This window comes from Pusillimonas sp. ANT_WB101, from assembly GCF_008369125.1.
In the GTDB taxonomy this organism is placed as follows: Bacteria; Pseudomonadota; Gammaproteobacteria; order Burkholderiales; family Burkholderiaceae_B; genus Allopusillimonas.
Genome location: NZ_VOAY01000002.1, coordinates 126,914 through 144,919 on the forward strand (window position 1 = coordinate 126,914; position 18,006 = coordinate 144,919).

Here is an 18,006-nt window from a genome sequence, read left to right on the forward strand (position 1 = left end):
AGAGATGGCTACATTATCGGATGATGAGTTATTAGATGCCCTGGGCGTCGATACCGCACCACAAAAAACAGCCACACATACACCGCGTGAAGAGCGGATTATTGCAGGCTTTGAGGATATACAGCGGTTCTTTGCCGCTAACGGGCACGCACCACTCCATGGAGATGACCGCGACATCTTTGAACGTCTCTACGCTGTGCGCCTGGATCGCTTGCGGGCCTTGCCTGAGGCACAAGCTTTGCTTGCCCCAATGGATACTGACGGCCTGCTAAAGGCTTCAACTGGAACTCGGCTATCCGCGATCGACACGCTGGATGATGAGAGCCTGCTGGAAGAGCTTGGAGTCACTGCAGTTGCTGAAGACGATATCACTGTGCTCAAGCACGTCAGTTCCCACGAAGAACGGCAAGCTGCCGAGGAGATTGCAAATCGGACTCCATGCAAAGATTTTGAGCAGTTCAAACCTCTCCTTGAAGCAGCCCAGGAAGACCTTGATGCCGGACGCCGCCAAACACGTCGATTTGGCCGGGACGCCAGCATTGTCGATGGTGGCTTTTTTATTCTTGGCGGACAGCTCGTATATGTCGCCGAAACGGGTGAAACCATCAAAGCTCCGAATGGTGAAAGTGATGCACGGCTCAGAGTCATTTACTCGAACGGCACTGAAAGCAACCTGTTGCGCAGATCACTTCAACGAGCACTGTACAAAGACGACGCTGGACGCCGTCTGACCGATCCAAATGTCGGTCCCTTATTCAGCGAAAGCTGGGAAGAAGATGACCTTGAAAGTGGCACAATTTACGTGCTACGCAGTTTATCTGAACATCCGTTCATCGCCGAGCATCGTGAACTCATTCACAAGATCGGGGTTACGGGCGGAAAGGTAGAAACTCGTATTGCCAATGCCTCGCATGATGCTACCTATCTATTAGCCGATGTAGAAGTGATCGCGACGTATAAACTTGCCGAGATCAACCGCACAAAACTAGAGCGTCTGTTTCACCGTATATTTGCGCCTGCGCAGTTAGATCTCACGATTCATGATCGCTTCGGACATCCTGTACGACCACGCGAATGGTTTCTTGTGCCCCTGGTGGTAATCGATGAGGCAGTTCAACGCATACACGATGGATCAATTAACGAAGTCGTCTACGACCCAAAAACGGCTCGATTGATCCCAGCCACCATGCCTCATTGACTTACATTGCCGGTAAGCACTCAATCCCTTCCGCGCAACTCCGGTCAAACCTGGTCCCAATCATACGGTCTCAGTTGCTTCCAAGTGACCGCTCCATCTGTTAACTCTTCAATTTCCACACATCGAATTATAGGTACAGTTTTGAACGATTTCACGCGGGTATACACTAACCTACGTCAGCGTTCCATGGTTCACCTTCATGTAGATCAACCACTGTGTCGTCTAACTGAATCTGAGAAGAACTCAGATACGGTCCATGAATGAAGAACGTCAGAAAGCACATATTCCGTCGTACTCTCTCTATCCTGACAGGCACTGCATATGACATTTGAACAACTACACAGCTTCTATCTCATCGCCAAATATGGGTCATTTCAAAAGGCTGCAGATTATCTTCATACAACGCAGCCAACAATTTCAGCCCGCATTCGAATGCTTGAGCAGTTTTTGAAGACAACATTATTTGACCGAGATGGCTACCGTGCGAAGCTTACTAGTGATGGGCATCGCCTGCTCGTTCATGCTGAGCACTTATTACGACTAAAAGAACAAGCGATTGTGGAAATTTCGGGAATTGAAGGCACCCAAAGTTTGATTCGTTTCGGAGCATCCGACTCAATGGCTCAAACGTGGCTGCCGAATTTTATCGCGCACATCACTTCGAGCTATCCCGCAATCAGCTTTGACCTCCGCGTGGCACCCTCTCAGCATCTACTAGATGATTTACTTGAGCACAAATTAGACATTGCTTTTCTGATAACTCCGCCTCCCTCCTCTTCGTTGGTTATTGACCCGCTTTGTACCTTCGATATGGTTTTAGCAGCTGCACCACTAATGAAACTAGAAAGAACAAAGATTGATTACGGAGATTTACAGGAGTTTAATATCTTTACTTTCGATAAGCACACCATTCCTTACCAAAATATAAGACAGCAATTAATCCGAGCCGGCTTTACGTTGAAACTAAATGGAGTATCCTCGCTGGAAACATGCATTAGACTTGCTGAAGAAGGACTGGGGATAGCAGCCTTACCTGAGCCCACTTTGAATCGTTCGATTAAAGAAGGCAGACTCACAGTCTTAGACACGACCTTCCAACTGGAACCGCTGATTTTCTCCACAGCATATCCAAATGATCCATCGGCACCCTCCAGGCGTCGTTTAAGCGAGTGGGCGTCACAACGCTGTGATGAAATTTATGGATCTAAGGACTAGTCGATTAGTCTGGAGATTTGAATCACAATTTCAGGTAGTCATCCAACTGTTCAGATACGATCGATGCGGTAGCCGGGGATAGCGTCCAGCCAAAGCTTCCATGACCAAAATTCACGAATAATCCAGCTTCGGATGTTGCGCCAACATACGGCACTCCTGTTGGCGTCGTTGGTCGGTGACCCGCCCACGGCTTAATGATGGAAAGATCGTGCTCCCCAATTGCCGGAAACCAGCGACGAGCTGTGTCTATTATTCTTCTAATTTGATGGTTATCAACCTCTGGACTAGCGTCCAGAAACACTCCACCCGATATACGAATCGTATCGCCCAATACACTTACGGCAACTGCGCGACTTCCATCAGTGACCGTCCCAGTTGGCAGCTGCTTATTGCGCACAGGAATACTGACACTGTATCCTTTGAAGGGTGCTATAGGGTAGCGCTTACGAATAGTTTCTGGCAATAGACTCCTTGCCTCGAGGCCTGCGGCTAACACAACAGCAGCCCCGACTATTTTAGACGATTGACCTGATTCAACGCCGCACGCACGCCCGTCCTCAAAAAGAAGCCGTTTGACGTCATAATTATAGACAAAATTAACGCCCTTTTCTTGGAGCTTATCGGCTAGAACCTGCGTGAACATTTCGCAATCACCCATACTGCTTTCCTTAACAAAAATCCCTCCAGCAAACTCACAGGATGAATGTGTTAGCACAGGCTCAATATCGATGCATTCACTCTTATTCAAAACGCTAATATGGAAACCCAGATTTTCACGCACACTCAACAGTTGAGCCCATGAGCGAAGTGCATCCATTTCTTTATATAAATATAATTTTCCACAATTTTTTTCATAGCAGAAATCTAATTGGTAACGAGCGAGTAACGCCTCAAATTTCCTTTCTGCGAGACGTCCTAGAGATAATAATTGTGTGGCATTATCTATATACTTTGCGTTGGAGCTTTGATTGAAAAACGCGACACCCCAATCAAGCTGTGAAGTTGCGGTGCTCCAGTTAAACCCCACGCCTTTGGGTGTTCTGGATATGTTCACAAGACGAGTCCAAAACCCCGGGGCGTTAAATGGCAAGCAAAAAGCACTACACAACTGTCCGCCGTTCGCCTTGCTAGCTCCTTGTGCTGCAGCCCCACGCTGCTCGACTACAATCACCTTGTGCCCCAACGCGACCAACGCTTCGGCAGTGGTTAGGCCTACAATTCCCGCACCGACAACTACAACTGGTCGATCAGATCGCTGCCATGAATCTTTTTGCATGTTACCTGACACCATCACATCCTACCGGGAAGAAAAAGGGCGATGCTTGGAAAGATGATCAATAATATCAGCATCAATAACATTGCGAAAATATAAGGAATCGCGCCGTATATAACCTCAATAATGCTGCCTCTATTACGGGTGCTCTGAACTACGTACAGATTTAATCCTACCGGTGGAGTAATGAGAGCCATTTCAATCAGCAAAATGACCACTATGCCAAACCAGACTTTGTCGAATCCTTGTGCGAAAACGATCGGTGCCAGCATGGGCAACGTCAGCACCATCAAAGACAATGTTTCGATAAAAAACCCGAGAAGCAAATATACCAACGCGACGATTAAGAGAGTTGTCATCGGCGATACGTCCAGATCAGAAAATAACATTTCGATTCTGTCACTAATTCCGATAATCGATAACACATAGTTCAGGCAGTACGATGCCAATACGATGAGCATGATCATACCGGTAGTTTTAAAGCTGCTGAGTAACGCTTCCACGAGCTGCTTTAATCTAAACCGTCGTGATGAAAAAGCAATGATCAGTGTCGCAACCAACCCAGCTGCCGCTGCTTCGGTGGGTGTTGCGATGCCAGTATAAATCGACCCAACCATCACGACGAAAAGCAAGATCATCGGTGTTAGGTGTAGCATCCCTAGCAAGCGTTCCTTCCAGGAATACTTTCTTGTTTTATTCCCAACTAACGTAGGCTTAACAATAACAAGAAGGCATGTTACAGCTGAAAAGCAAATTGCCAGGAGCAGTCCCGGAACCAAACCTGCAGCAAAGAGTTTAGGAATGGAAGTCTCAGTAAGCACCCCATAAATAATCAAACTGATGGATGGTGGAATCAAGATACCTAACGTACCTCCGGCTGCAATGGCGCCACAGAAAATGCCTTCGTTGTAATCTAGGCGGCGGCCTTCAGGTAATGCGATCGTACTTATGGTTGCCGCTGTGGCTACGCTCGATCCTGTTGTTGCCGAGAACAAAACTGACGCACCAATGTTTGCATGGATCAATCCACCCGGCAACCACGACAGCCACGCTTCCATTACTGAATACGCCTTGCTCGCACTGCCGCATCGCACCAAAAGCTCTCCAATCAGTATGAAAAGTGGTATAGCAAGCAGCGTATAGTTGTTAGAGTTAGACCACAAAACAGCACCAATGGCTTGGTAAAACGCGAAATCCGAAAAACCCCATCCAAGGGTGTATGCAACCATGATGAGCGCCACAGCCACAGGAATGGCTACGAGCATAAGTGCAAGCAAAACTGAAACGGCAACAACAAGCATGATGATCTAGTCTTTTAGGTTTTTTTACACGAAAGTTTCGTCAGTTGCTCCAGCAAGCAAGGAAATCTCTTCACGATGATGCGGCTTAAGTGCAAGGAGAATTCTCAACGAAAGAGTAACGCTGCAAACTGCCAGCCATAGAAATCCCAATGCCCACGAGATTTGCGGAATCCAGAGTGGCACCCTCAAAATCGAGCTTGAAACGTCTTTGAATTCCCAAGAATCAACGGCTAAGTTCATCGCGCTCCATGCCACGGCGATAGCTACACTCGCAAAACAAATCATTGATACTGCATCAAGTATGCTTTTAATAATTGGGCGTTGCCTTTGATACAAGATATCAATGCGTACATGAGCCTTTTCAAACAAAGAGTAGCAAGCTGACCAGGAAACAAGTGTAGCCATCATATATCCCGAGAACTCAACAGAAAGAACGGTGGAGTACCCAAAGTATCTGATGATGATCTCATACATTATTATTCCCACAAGCAGAAGAAATGCGAGCGCGTGCGCAATAAGCACACATAACGTCAGCTGCTGCTGAAACTTAAGCACGCCGTCAATGATGGCTGAACTTTTGGAATTATGCACAACGCGCCCTCTATGCCACAAGTAGTTTAGTTAACTTCGAGATGTAGGTAATCGCCAACTGTCTTGTTCCATGCATCAAACGTATCGGCCGAAACACGTTTTTTCCAGCTAGGAAGGATAATCTCGATCAGAATTTTTCTTGATAATTCAATATCCTCTGGAATCAATTCGCTAATTGTCATATTTCCACTTTTACCCTTAGGACAGTCTGCGCGACCGGATAAACAGTTTAATGCCACGACATAATCCTGCTCAGCAGCTTCCAGTGCAGGGATTTCGAACAGCTCTTTTATTTTTGTCTTTAGTTCGCCCTTTTGTCCGTCTGACAGTGATTGCCAAACCTTGCCGTTCATGAGCGTCATGTTGTAGCCCCACCCACCAATTGGAGCCGGCAAATAGTGTGTGGCCACTTCATGCCATCCGACTGCATAGGCCGACATTGCACCAGTTACAGCGCAATCCAAAGTTTTACGCTCAAGTGCTCCCGTGGTTTCACTGAAGCTAATATTCACGGGCGATCCACCGAGCGCTTCAACGAATTCTGAGTGTGTCCCACCCGAGACCCTAACCTTTTTTCCTTTCAGATCGGCAAGGCGGTGAATGGGGAAATTACAGAAGATACCCTGCTGAGGCCATCTACTCACAGCCAATAGTTCGCTGTCGCGGAATCGATCTTTAGCAGTCTTAGCTAGTACGGGCCGATAGAGTTCGGCAATTTTTCGTGACTCTTCGGGAGTCGTCATCAGCATCGGAAACTCAACACCCTCCAGCTCTGGAGCAGACCCAAGCACATACGCATTAGTCGTTGTACCAACATCAAATGTGCCTTGCGCGACCATGCGAAAAACCTCGCTTCCATTCAGCCCCATTTGATCAAAAGGGACTACAGTCGTTTCAACTTCCTGATCTATGTGCTTGCCTAGTTCGCTCCAAAATGGCTTCTCGAAATCTTTATAGAGCGATAAGTTGCTCCAGGTTCCGACGTAACGAATCTTGGACAGCTCGGCCTGCGCACTAAATGCCAGAGTGCCAAGCACAGCAGCAGCAATCATCTTCGGAAAAATTTTATACTTCAACATGTCAACCCCCGTTCAGTTTATTAATTGCGCAACGCTTTCGTAGCGTCTGTGTCAACAGTCCACTCGTTAGCCACGCTATTTATGACAACACCATAATCTTTTTCGGCGCGCTCAGGTGAGACAACGCCGAGGCGCACATCTGAAAGCACCTTTTCCACAGGACGCTTGAGCGGATCACCGTAGCCGCCGCCACTAGGCATCTCATGCACGAACAAGTCATTTTTTCCGACGGACACTGGCTCTCGCAACATTACTGGCAATGTTTGGCTACTACCGTCGGCACGTACAATCAAGTTGGACGATGGTGAACCTTCATATCCACCAAACAACCCGTGAGGACGATGCTTGCGTTTATCTGATCGAATGTTTAGCTTCGCGCTATCCGACAATATTCTGTACGTCCGGCGAATTGCCATGCCACCTCGATGCTCCCCCGCGCCGGCACTGTCCGTAACAAAGCCGTACTCCTCAATTCGAATGGGAAAGGACTGTTCAATCATTTCTACCGGTACGTTGGATTGATTGGCACCCACGTGGGCAACCCCTTCCTGCCCATCATTGTGAGCAGATCCTCCGTTTGTTCCCATCACTGTTTCACAAAATATGAGCGCTTGCCCGTTCTCAAACATCGAAATCGTCGGGAGAGTTGACCCGCCTGAGCTATCTGCGGCAACCCTATCGGGCAAGGCTTGAGCTAAAGCACCAAACAAGCAATCAATCTGTCGATACCCAGTAATCCCTCGCGCACCGCACGCTCCAGGCAATACAGGGTTTACAACCGTCCCTGCGGGTGCTGTGACTGTTATGGCTCGAGTGTAGCCACTACAGTTAGGAATATCAGAGTTCATGACCGAACGAACAGCGGCGTACGCGCATGCTTTGGTAAACGGGAAAGTAGAATTTATGCCACCATCAACCTGTTTAGACGAACCCGTCCAATCGATATTTATTCGGTTACCTGAAATAGTGATTTTCGCTTGCAGTTTTACCGGTTGAGGGTTGTCACCGATGCCATCCAAATAATCCGTAAATTGGTAAACTCCATCGGGCATTTCCTCAATCTCCGCCTCGACCAACGCTTGAGCATAGTTATGCAAATCCTCGAAAGCATGTTCGAGTGTGGCCACACCATAGCGCTCGAACAGCTCCTTAAATGTCGCGTCTGCAGTATGACAAGCGGCAACTTGTGCTTCCAGGTCGCCCATTACCAAATTAGGCGTTCGAACGTTGAGCTTGATAATATCGCACAACGTTTCATTTCGTTTTCCTTGGGCATAAAACTTCAAGATCGGAAGACGCAAACCCTCTTGCCATATTTCTGTTGCCCCCAGAGCGTTTGAGCCGGCAACAATTCCGCCGACGTCGGAATGGTGAGCAAGGGTAGCCGCCCACCCCAACAAATCATTGTTAAAGAAAACTGGCTTAACAACGTAGATATCTGGAAGGTGCTGCCCAGCGGCTACATACGGGTCATTCATCAGAAACACATCGCCATCGGCCAAGTCTTTCGATTCTTTTTCAATAAGCAAAGCCAACGCATCTTCAAAGGCACCCATATGCATAGGGGTGCATAATCCTTGCGCAAGTGTGCGCCCGTGCTTATCGCACACAGCCGTAGAGAAGTCGAGGCTGTCTCGCACGATATTTGAGTACCCCGTACGAATAATTGTTAAGGTGAGTTCCTCGGCAATCATCTCCAGTGCATTGCGAATGATCTCCAGCTGAAACTTATCAGTATGCATCTGTACGTACCTCAATCTCGAAAATCAATAACAATGTTGCGCATTTCGTCCAATCTTACGTAAGCATCTGGCGGAACAATTGTGGTTCCTTCGTACTCTTCAATGATCAGGGGGCCCTTAACGGGTTGTTGACGAACGAATGATCGATTGACCACGTTTACATCGTCGTGTTGACCATCGCCAAAGTAAACATTCCGCTGAGCGATAACGCGCGGTTCTTCGTCTTTCATGAGCAACGTTTTTGGAGGTTCATACGTTGAATCCGTAACAATCATGCGAAGAGCGACAATCTCGATCACAGAGTTTTTGTCGGGCGCATGGCTGTAGCGAATTTCGTACTCTTCAATGAAACGCTTCGTAATATCATCAATTCGATCGGGCGAGAACTGATCACTTCCCAAGTCTATGGTGAGATCAAAAGCTTGCCCCTTTAATCGCAAATCCAGTTGCTTAACGGTGGTTGCTTGGTAATGCTCACACTTCAACAAACGTGAGCCTTTTTGGCTCAATTCGTCATAAAGCCGTGCAACAGCTTGTTCTGAAGCACCGTACAAAGGAACCAGATGCGCTGCAGCGATTGTGACCTTACGCTCGGCAACAGCCAAACCGACTGCGCTAAATACTCCTGCACATATAGGGACAATGACGCGCTTTATTCCTAAACTGCGAGCAATACCCACGCCATGGATGCCTCCATTACCACCAAAAGCAATCATCGTAAAATCCCGAGGGTCGCGCCCGCGATATGTCGTGACCGCTTTGATTGCTTTAACCATGGTTTCATTTGCTAGTGTATGAATTCCAAAGGCAATCTCTTGAGTAGTCATTTTTTGACTAAATTTAGTGGACAGCCGCTGACCTAATACACTTTCCGATAGCTTGGCATCTATTTCGATTGCACCTCCCGCCAAAGCAATTGGACTCAAATAGCCAAGCAACACGTTTGCGTCAGTAACAGTAACGTACTCATCTTGATTACCGTAGCAAGCAGGCCCCGGAAAGGCTCCAGCACTTTGAGGTCCAATGCGCAACGCATTTGCTTTATCTAAAGAAACAATAGAGCCACCGCCTGCACCTACTTCAGCAATATTAATGACAGGTAATCCCAGCGCATATCCTCCCCCACCGGCGATCGTACCTGGAGAGCTCATTGTTGACCCTATCTCATAGTCGTCGGAGTAGGTCAGCCGGCCTTGTTCGATCATCGACGCTTTGGCTGTAGTACCCCCCATGTCAAAGGTAATAACATTATTTTCACAGATCTTTTTTGCAACATACTGAGCGGCAATCACCCCTGCAGCAGGACCACATTCAACAATCTGAGCGGGAATTTCTTTGACAGTCGCAGAGTGCAGCTGGCCACCAGAGGACTGCATTACATAGACGGGGGCATAAGTCCCACGCTCTTGCAACTCATGATCTAACCTATCCAGATAGCCCTTCACCGGGGGACCAACATAGGCGTTAATTACTGTGGTGGAGGTACGCTCGTACTCTCGAATCTGTGGAAGTACCTCAACTGACAGCGTCACGAAAACGTCCGGGAGTAGTTCCCTCAAGATCGCCCCAACCATGCGTTCGTGTGCGTCATTCACGTAGGAGTGAAGAAAACACACGGCCACAGCCTCCACTTCCATGTCTTTGAGTTGCCGCGCAAGCTCGACCACCTCATTCTTATCTAATTCCTGGATGACGTTACCGGCAGCACCGATACGCTCAGTAACTTCAAAGCGTAGATCTCGAGGGCACAAAGGAAGAGGTTTAACATAAAGTGGCTCATAAAGCCGTGGCACACGGATCCGTCTTAGTTCAAGCACATCTTTGAAACCGGACGTTGTAATTAAAGCTGTTTTGGCCCCCTTACCTTCAAGGATGGCATTCGTCGCGACCGTACAGCCATGAAGCACTTCTTTAAGCGACTCAATTTTGTAGTTTTGCGCTGATGCCAATATCATGATGCCATTGATGACGCCCCTTCCATAGTTGTCCGCCTGCGACGCTACCTTTGCAGTGTGAAGTACACAATCGTCGTCTACGTGAGCAATATCAGTAAACGTCCCGCCAACGTCTGAAGCTACGCTCCAACTCATTTAAATATCCCCCGTTAAGATTTAAATTTATTTTAGGAGACAAGAAGTATAAATTCTAATGAATTATTTACATGTGTTTTCATAAATTATTTTTATCAAATATTCTGCGTAGGTGCATCTATTAAATAGTGGGCTGCAGCATATCCCCTCTGTCAATACATCTAGAACCGTGTATCTGTACCCTCGCGATAGCTAGACATCATCACAAGAAATGAAAAGAACTTGTTTGGAGCCTGAAAGCTTGAGGTCTCGTCAGACGATTACGATCGGTTGAGATAGAGGGCTTGCTTTGGACGTGCGGTGCGCTTCAACACACATAACTTGCACTTGGTGAGTGATAGTCTTTGCTGCACAGGCAGCTACGGGCTGAGGATCTGACATGAGATCGCAAACTTTAAGTGGATGACGAGTCACGTACCCATCTCTTGACAATTATTTCCTCTTACGCCGTATCATTAAATGCCACAATAGTTCAATCTGAGTACTTACCTAATAGAACGCAGCTCAGTACTCATTAGACAAGCAATGTTTTTAAATTACATATAAACTTACAACTCCTCAACAATGCATCCATCAATTCAAGAACCCCATGACGCCGAGCCCTACAAGCAGCATTGGCGAACGCTTACTGGCCGCACGTAAGAAGCGCGGCCTATCCCAAGAAGCACTGGCCAACCTCCTCGAGCCCCCTATAAGCCAAAGCGCTATCGCCCATATTGAAAACGGTCGCAATGAGTCCTCGCGTCACATCGTTTGGATTGCTGCAGCCCTTCACATCCGCGCTGAGTGGCTTGTCACGGGTAAGGGTGAGATGTTTGAAATGGAATGGCCATGGCCGGAAACCTCTAGGTATACATTGGAGGAATTGCCGGCCCCCGTTTTGGAGGATATCGGTGACTACATAAAGATGAAGATTGGCCAACAAGCCAAACACACCAAAGATCACGATTAAGCATCAACCAGCCAATCTGTTGGATTAAGTCCTCAGCTATCACCCAAGATACAAAAACAAACAATAAAAAATACCCGAAGCGCCCTGCGTTCCACTGCGAACCAGGGCGCTTCATTTTGTGTCAGCCCAAGGCGAATTTTTTGTATTTCTAAGTACTTTACACTTCTATATGGCGATTTATTAGTACTTATGTGTTGACTCAAATTGGTAGTTACGTAATGATTATAACAAGCTCGCTCTTTAACAACACAACACCGATAAATACCGCGCCCTGCCCTGTAACGGGCGGTGCGAGTGCGCGGCTACCCGTGTCGCCAGCATCATGCGGGGCAACAAGCACCTGGGTAGGAGTAAAGCAGGTGAAAAATCGTTTCTCTCTTGGGCTGGTAGCGACTGGCATTAACCGAGGGAAGTAGATGACGATCCGTGACAACGGACGCCGATGCTGCCAAAAGGCAGACCACATTCGATAGATGGCGCGTAATCCATCGATGACAGCGGGAAAGATCGCAGTTTTCAGCACCCCGACGAACCACGATAGTGGATCAGCGACGGGCTCTACCGAAAATGATCAAAGCAACTGGTTCCCATCGCGGCATCTTGGCGAATCAGCCACGAAGGCGCTGACCGCGCCTGCTTTGGAAAGCATCTTGGGGCATACGGCCCCGGGGTGCTTCCCAAGGTTTTATGGAGGAAACCATGCAGCAACAGTCCCAGCAACAGCCTTCTGAGCACTCAGCAGGCAGAAACAAAGTCTCGCAGCCATCCGACCAAGCGCTTCTTTACCGTATACATACAGCCGAGGCCAAGCTCGGGGTTTCCAGGTCCACGATCTATCGACTCGTGAACGAAGGCCAATTGGTACTAATCAAGATCGGAAAACGATCCAGTGGGATCACTGCCGCAAGTGTGCATGCTCTTATCGAACGCAATAAGGCACTCGCCTGCTGATGCTGAGCCTTGCATCCTCGAACCTAACGCACTTATAAGTATCCTGGAGTCCAGCCACCTTGGTGCAAATCAGGTGCTGGGCCTCCAGCACAATACTAGTCATTGCTTCTATACAACATTTATGTCGAGAGTCCCCCGGGGTGTACCCCTGCAACTAAAGAATTCCAGAACCCCTTGTAAATATTGGCGTTGCGGGCTTTGTTCGATTCCGGCCCCGGCACCAATTCCGAAAGGCCGTCTTTGTTTACTCAGAGGCGGCCTTTTTTATTTGTGCCACAACCTGTGGCACTGTTCCCGGCGGAACTGATTCGGTAACCCCCCCATTTTTTAGTGGTGACGGATTCAACCGGTCAGTGCAACACTACATTAAACACTTGGGCCGGGGTTTTAAACCCCAGAGTTTTTCTCGGCCAGGTATTTAATTTTGCCGCAATGCCGTCCAACTGCTCTTGGGAATACATCGTCAGCTGTTCAACGTCAAGCCGGCATATGGACACCCAAAGATTTTCCGGTCGTTTTTTATTTTCTGGTGAAAGTGGAAAAGCCTATGGCCACCATGACGACTGGGTAGATGGCGTTTTTGAGTACACGGGTGAAGGGCAAAACGGCCCCATGGCATTTACCGGTGGCAACAAAGCTATTCGGAACCATCGGAAAAATGGTAACGACTTACTGCTTTTTAAAGATTTTGGGTAAGCAAAAGGGTTCGCTACGAAGGAATATTTGAATGTGCTTCCTGGCACGACGAAGTCATGGCCGAGGCAATGGCTTGGCAGAGTCGCCCATTGGAAGGGATGTATCCGGTCGTGTTCTTCAATGCGCTGCGGGTCAAGATCCGCAGCGACGGCGTGGTCAGCAACAAGGCCGTATACCTGGCTCTCGGTATCGCCGCAGATGCAGTCCCAGGCTCAAGTGCGCGTTTAAGCCGCTATGTGGACGGAGCGATGGGTGAACGACGAAAATGGCCAACCGCTCCCTAACGCTTGAGATCGCGATACAAATTTTCGTGAGGACCAATTGCTTCAAGGTAGACCAGGCGTACGCTGTCGTCTCTCGTGTAGCCCAGCAGATATAGCTGCCCATGGCTTCGGAACTTGTGCACCCATAACGCCGCCAGATCACCCTTCTTTCTTTCGCCAATATCCGGCTTCTCAGCCACCTTGCCAATGGCAGCGTCCACATCCTTCACAAGCGTGTCGTGAAGCTTTTTGTAGACTCGCGTAAAACGCCGGGTCTGCAAAACCTTCCAACTCATGTTCCTTCACGCTCGCGTGGTACGAACGGCGTACTGTCTTCCCGCGGCTCCGCCATACTCATCAAACTTTCTGCGATGAAAGAGGCAGGAAGATCAGGATTATCAAGCGCAGCGCGCCCTACCTTTGCCCAGAACTCCACCTGCCCCTGGACAGTGCGAAACTCGGCCTTGGCAGCAACTCTTGCTGAAGCAATGAGATCTTCATCGATACGTACGGATACGGTGCTCATAACGGTCTTTATATAATCCGAATGAATTTACCACAATTGTAGTCAATGAGATTACCAACCGCAAGCACAACCAGTGCCCAGCCGTAATAGGTGGCTGCGGCGCCCAGCCCGACGGCGTTGGTCAGCACGCCAGCGAGCATGGCGGGGATGCTGTAGGCCACTTACCGACAACACCCGCGGCACAAAATAACTGGGCGCATTGGGATTGACCGCCCGCTGGTACTGTACTGGCCAGACGGCGTCGCCTTCAAGTTCCTGTTGTGCGCGCAATGGCCAGTAAGGATCAACCAGCAGGCCCCGCGCCATGAAGATCAGGTCTGCCTCGCCCGCCTCAAGAATGGACTCCGCCTGACGTGCATCGGTGATTTTCCCGACCGCCGCAGTCGCCACAGCCGCCTCTTTACGGATCGCCGCTGACAGCGGCACCTGATAACCAGGCGCCTGAACAACACGCGACTCAGGCACAACGGAACCGCTTGAGCAGTCAATCACATCCACACCCAGCTTCGCCAACGCGGCGGACAGCCTGATCGATTGCGCAACATCCCAGCCGTTATCCAGCCAGTCCGTGACCGACAGCCGCACGAAAAGAGGCAGATGCTCAGGCCAGACAGCCCGTACTGCAGCGACCAGCTCTCGCGCAAATGCCGTCCGGTGCTCGAAACTGCCTCCATATTCGTCATCTCGCTGGTTTGCTAGCGGCGAAAGAAACTGGTGCAACAAATATCCATGACCCATGTGCAGTTCAAGCACTTCAAAACCCGCCTTTACACTGCGGCGAGTAGCCTGAACGAACTCATCAATGATCCTGTCGACATCTGCTGCGCTCATCGCCTGAGGCTCGGTATACACATCGTTGAAGGACAGCGCGCTGGGCCCATAGGTCGCCCAGCCCCCTTCCCTTGCAGGCACCGCCTTGCGCCCTACCCATGGCACCTGCGTGGACCCTTTCCGCCCAGCATGCGCCAGCTGTATGCCGGGTGCAGCGCCCTGGCTTTTGATGAACTGAGCAATAGGCAGGAACGCCGCTGCCTGCTGATCGTTCCAGATGCCAATGTCAGCGGGCGAGATACGCGCATCCGCAGCCACCGCAGCAGCCTCAACAAAGACCAGGCCGGCCCCACCCACCGCACGGCTACCGAGGTGCACGGTGTGCCAGGTATTGGGCATCCCATCCTCTGCCGAGTACTGGCACATAGGCGAGACGCCAATCCGGTTCTTCAGCACGACGCTGCGACTCGTATAAGAAGTAAATAGTTGCGAAGACATACCCGTCAGTGAGCTCCGATAATGTAAGAAAGTATAGGCAACCATACCGACCGGGACGCAGGGCGGCAGGAAAAACACAATTCCCGTTTTGAGAACAAGGAGCAGCGTTCCCTTAAATATAATCGACGCAAACAATCAGCCCTGGATGGATGTGGACACGATGCCAACATCACCTCGAACGGCGAATAAATATCCGGAGGAATACATGCTCACGTGTTCCTCAATTAAACCCTTGTTCTGCGGTATCGCAGTAATCCTTGCTGCTGCCTGTATGGCTCACGGCCGCTTAGGATCGATACTCGCCGTGCTGGAAATGCTGTATGAGGACCGGTTAAGATGAAACCATGAAATCAGTCATCCAACGCGTCAGCCAAGCCTCTGTCTCGATTGACGGCAATATTGCAGCCCGTATCGACCAGGGGTTATTGGTGCTGATTTGCGCCGAAACAGCCGATACCAAAGCCACCGCCGACCGCTTGTTGAACAAGCTGCTTAAACTTCGTATTTTTAGTGATGACGCTGGCAAGATGAACCGCAGCGTCCAGGACGTTGAAGGCGGCTTATTGATAGTCAGCCAGTTCACACTGGCTGCCGACGTGTGGAGCGGCAACCGGCCAGGCTTCAGCGGCGCTGCCCATCCAAAAATGGGTGAAGAACTGTACGATTATTTTGTGGAAGCAGCCCGAAAACGCCATCCCATTGTCGAAACTGGAACCTTTGGCGCAAACATGCAGGTCAGCTTGGTCAATGACGGCCCAGTCACCATTCCTATACAGCTTTAGCTTCAACCGCAACAGGAATACTCCATGAGTGACCTTCCCAACATTCCTGTTCCAAGCACCAAGCTGGCGGCAGTTATTGCGGTCGGATAGCCCCTGAGGCAACTGTCAAGGAATCCTTGACAGTTCAGTCTGACGGCGGTCGGCAGGTCAAGTTGACCTTCGAATATCAGGGCAGGCTTGGTATAGCGTATTGCATAGACAAAACAACTCACCAATTATGCGCATCATCTGTCAGACAGGGCTAAGCGTGGTGGAAGTAGCGTATGTACCTTTGATCCGATTCATTTTAAAGTTTGCTTTCATATCAACCCCCCATATCAAAGCAATGTTTAATTTGAATCAAAAGTGTGAAAGAGGGATTTAATGTGAACTTCCGTGGAGACTATGAATGCGGTCGACCTGGCTGGCAAGCACCTTGTAGAAATATACATAATTTTATTTAATTCGACATGAGCAAGCAAAAATTCGATAGTGTCTGGGACGCAATTGAAGACACCCCTGAAGAGGCAGAGAACATGAAATTGCGGTCTAACCTAATGACCGCTCTCAAGAACCATCTCGCACGGACAGAGATAAGCCAGGCAGAAGCAGCCAAGCTCTTGGGCGTGACTCAGCCACGCGTTTCTGATCTGATGCGAGGCAAGATCAACCTGTTTGGCCTCGACGCCTTGGTCAATATGGCGGCACAGTTCCGGCCAACACACGTTAACAAGCCAACTCAAAAGCCTCGAGCGTCTGATCCAATAGATCCACGATAGTATCGACTTGCTCGGGGGTCACAATCAGTGGCGGAGCCACCATAAGCCACTCTCCAAAAACCCCTTCTGCCGTTCGCCTCGAGTACAGAAGTAGTCCACGTTCCATCGCCAGGTTTACAAGCCTTTTTATGGCCTGCGTTTCTGCCGAAAATGCGAGCTTCTTCTCTGGGTCAGCAACAATCTCGATCGCCATCAAAAGCCCTTTACCACGCACATCGCCAATAATGCGTCGTCGATCTTTAAGCTCTCGTAGTCGAGCCATCATGTGATGACCCATAAGTTCGGCATTTTTATCCAGGCGCATTTCGATTGTTTCAGATACTGCCGCTAAACCAATCGCACAAGACAATGGGTTAGACGCGTAGGTATAGCCGTGCATGAACCCGCCTGAGGATGATAAGGTGTCCACCATGCTACTGGACGCCAGAACTGCGCCGAGTGGGGTATAACCTGCGGCCAATCCTTTTGCGAGTGTAACGATATCGGGTGAAGCCCCCTTCCAATGGTGGGCAGCAAGGAACGCGCCACTCCGACCGACGCCACTCATCACCTCATCGTAGATAAGCAAAACGCCATATTTAGAACAAATTTGTCTAATGCGCTGGTAGTAAGCCTCGCTGGAGACCAAAGCGCCCGTTGCCAGACCTCCGATCGGCTCTAAGATAAAAGCCAGGACGGACTCCGCGCCCTCTTTGCAAATTACTTGCTCTAGCTCGTCTGCACAGGCTAGTGCATAGCTTTCCGCAGTGTGCCCTTCTGGTACTCGATAGCTAAACGGTGCAGACACCTTGGGCATGGGTCGAGTCATTGGGCCGTACATGCGCTCCGACACGAAATCACCGCTGATCGCAACAGCGCCAAGCGTTGCCCCATGATAACTTGGGTTTCTGGAAATGACTTTCCAACGACTGTGTTGACCCGACACTACAGCGTATTGTCTGGCAAGTTTTATGGCACTTTCTGTCGCTTCGGAGCCACCAGACACAAAAAACGCACGCTCCAATCCGGGCCCGGCATGTTGCGTAATCAAGTCAGCCAGTTGCGAGTTCGCTTCGTTCTCAAAGAAAAATCGACTTGCATAGGCGACCCTCTTCATTTGTGCATCGGCAGCTTCTATTATGCGTGCGTTTCCATGCCCGAGGTTGGCTGCAATCGGACCTGATGATGCATCAATGTAACGTTTTCCAGTAGTGTCCCACAGGTAGATACCCTCACCCCGATCAACGACCGGACGCCGAGCGTCGCCAGGCTGCTGATAAAAAAACTGTACTGGACCGCCGAAAGGCGGCCGGCTTGATGGTTTTTGTACATTCATGTCTA

General features: G+C 49.5%; 16 protein-coding genes and 2 pseudogenes. 7 read left to right on the top strand and 11 right to left on the bottom strand.

Features of this window, described 5'->3' with window-relative positions:
- The first annotated feature begins 4 nt into the window (after positions 1–4).
- Both FQ179_RS09575 and FQ179_RS09585 read left to right on the top strand, forming a co-directional pair.
- The gene (locus tag FQ179_RS09575; RefSeq protein WP_149397094.1) at positions 5–1,198 is read left to right on the top strand and encodes a GIY-YIG nuclease family protein; all 1,194 of its coding nucleotides are present in this window, start codon (positions 5–7) and stop codon (positions 1,196–1,198) included.
- Between the two features lie 321 nt (positions 1,199–1,519).
- Entirely contained in the window at positions 1,520–2,413 is an 894-nt protein-coding gene (locus FQ179_RS09585; protein WP_149397096.1) for a LysR family transcriptional regulator, read from the top strand.
- Between the two features lie 22 nt (positions 2,414–2,435).
- Here the strand turns inward: FQ179_RS09585 and FQ179_RS09590 are convergent, their stop codons facing one another.
- Genes FQ179_RS09590 through FQ179_RS09615 form a run of 6 tightly spaced genes read right to left on the bottom strand, consistent with a single transcriptional unit; the run spans position 2,436 to position 10,489 of the window.
- On the bottom strand, positions 2,436–3,689 hold the full coding sequence (locus tag FQ179_RS09590) for an FAD-dependent oxidoreductase (RefSeq protein WP_188074566.1): 1,254 nt from the start codon (positions 3,687–3,689) through the stop codon (positions 2,436–2,438).
- 14 nt (positions 3,690–3,703) lie between these two features.
- On the bottom strand, positions 3,704–4,987 hold the full coding sequence (locus FQ179_RS09595; RefSeq protein WP_149397098.1) for a TRAP transporter large permease: 1,284 nt from the start codon (positions 4,985–4,987) through the stop codon (positions 3,704–3,706).
- 24 nt (positions 4,988–5,011) lie between these two features.
- A complete protein-coding gene (locus FQ179_RS09600; RefSeq protein ID WP_149397099.1) occupies positions 5,012–5,578 on the bottom strand; it encodes a TRAP transporter small permease subunit in 567 nt (188 codons plus the stop codon).
- 26 nt (positions 5,579–5,604) lie between these two features.
- Positions 5,605–6,657 carry a TRAP transporter substrate-binding protein gene (locus tag FQ179_RS09605; protein ID WP_149397100.1) on the bottom strand — a complete coding sequence of 351 codons (1,053 nt, stop codon included), beginning with the start codon at positions 6,655–6,657 and terminating at the stop codon, positions 5,605–5,607.
- A gap of 20 nt (positions 6,658–6,677) precedes the next feature.
- The gene (locus FQ179_RS09610) at positions 6,678–8,399 is read right to left on the bottom strand and encodes a hydantoinase B/oxoprolinase family protein (protein WP_149397101.1); all 1,722 of its coding nucleotides are present in this window, start codon (positions 8,397–8,399) and stop codon (positions 6,678–6,680) included.
- Positions 8,400–8,410: 11 nt separating this feature from the next.
- On the bottom strand, positions 8,411–10,489 hold the full coding sequence (locus FQ179_RS09615; RefSeq protein WP_149397102.1) for a hydantoinase/oxoprolinase family protein: 2,079 nt from the start codon (positions 10,487–10,489) through the stop codon (positions 8,411–8,413).
- 589 nt (positions 10,490–11,078) lie between these two features.
- Between FQ179_RS09615 and FQ179_RS09620 the strand changes: the two genes are divergently transcribed.
- Positions 11,079–11,441, top strand: a complete 363-nt coding sequence (locus FQ179_RS09620) for a helix-turn-helix domain-containing protein (protein ID WP_149397103.1) — start codon at positions 11,079–11,081, stop codon at positions 11,439–11,441.
- A gap of 1,301 nt (positions 11,442–12,742) precedes the next feature.
- Here the strand turns inward: FQ179_RS09620 and FQ179_RS22905 are convergent.
- Positions 12,743–12,859 (bottom strand): annotated as a pseudogene (locus FQ179_RS22905) (IS30 family transposase); the annotation flags it as partial.
- Positions 12,860–12,881: 22 nt separating this feature from the next.
- On the opposite strand from FQ179_RS22905, the gene FQ179_RS09630 reads away from it, so the two are divergent.
- A complete protein-coding gene (locus tag FQ179_RS09630) occupies positions 12,882–13,088 on the top strand; it encodes a hypothetical protein (protein ID WP_149397104.1) in 207 nt (68 codons plus the stop codon).
- 47 nt (positions 13,089–13,135) lie between these two features.
- A pseudogene (locus FQ179_RS09635) lies at positions 13,136–13,283 on the top strand (transposase); the annotation flags it as partial.
- A gap of 85 nt (positions 13,284–13,368) precedes the next feature.
- On the opposite strand, the gene FQ179_RS09640 reads toward FQ179_RS09635, so the two are convergent.
- Genes FQ179_RS09640 through FQ179_RS09650 form a run of 3 tightly spaced genes read right to left on the bottom strand, consistent with a single transcriptional unit; the run spans position 13,369 to position 15,191 of the window.
- Positions 13,369–13,647 carry a type II toxin-antitoxin system RelE/ParE family toxin gene (locus tag FQ179_RS09640; RefSeq protein ID WP_149397105.1) on the bottom strand — a complete coding sequence of 93 codons (279 nt, stop codon included), beginning with the start codon at positions 13,645–13,647 and terminating at the stop codon, positions 13,369–13,371.
- Positions 13,644–13,877 carry a ParD-like family protein gene (locus tag FQ179_RS09645; RefSeq protein WP_149397106.1) on the bottom strand — a complete coding sequence of 78 codons (234 nt, stop codon included), beginning with the start codon at positions 13,875–13,877 and terminating at the stop codon, positions 13,644–13,646. Before FQ179_RS09645 ends, FQ179_RS09640 begins: the two co-directional genes overlap by 4 nt.
- Before the next feature lie 51 nt (positions 13,878–13,928).
- A complete protein-coding gene (locus FQ179_RS09650) occupies positions 13,929–15,191 on the bottom strand; it encodes an NADH:flavin oxidoreductase/NADH oxidase (protein WP_370459857.1) in 1,263 nt (420 codons plus the stop codon).
- A 299-nt stretch (positions 15,192–15,490) separates the two neighbouring features.
- Between FQ179_RS09650 and dtd the strand changes: the two genes are divergently transcribed.
- Together dtd and FQ179_RS09660 are read left to right on the top strand one after the other, a co-directional pair.
- Positions 15,491–15,928, top strand: coding sequence for a D-aminoacyl-tRNA deacylase (gene dtd, locus FQ179_RS09655; RefSeq protein ID WP_149397108.1), 438 nt, complete (start codon positions 15,491–15,493; stop codon positions 15,926–15,928).
- Between the two features lie 449 nt (positions 15,929–16,377).
- Complete coding sequence (locus FQ179_RS09660) at positions 16,378–16,686, top strand: helix-turn-helix domain-containing protein (protein ID WP_149397109.1); 309 nt, start codon at positions 16,378–16,380, stop codon at positions 16,684–16,686.
- On the opposite strand, the gene FQ179_RS09665 is transcribed toward FQ179_RS09660, so the two are convergent.
- The gene (locus FQ179_RS09665; RefSeq protein WP_149397110.1) at positions 16,634–18,001 is read right to left on the bottom strand and encodes an aspartate aminotransferase family protein; all 1,368 of its coding nucleotides are present in this window, start codon (positions 17,999–18,001) and stop codon (positions 16,634–16,636) included. The genes FQ179_RS09660 and FQ179_RS09665 overlap by 53 nt on opposite strands.
- Between the last annotated feature and the right edge of the window lie 5 nt (positions 18,002–18,006).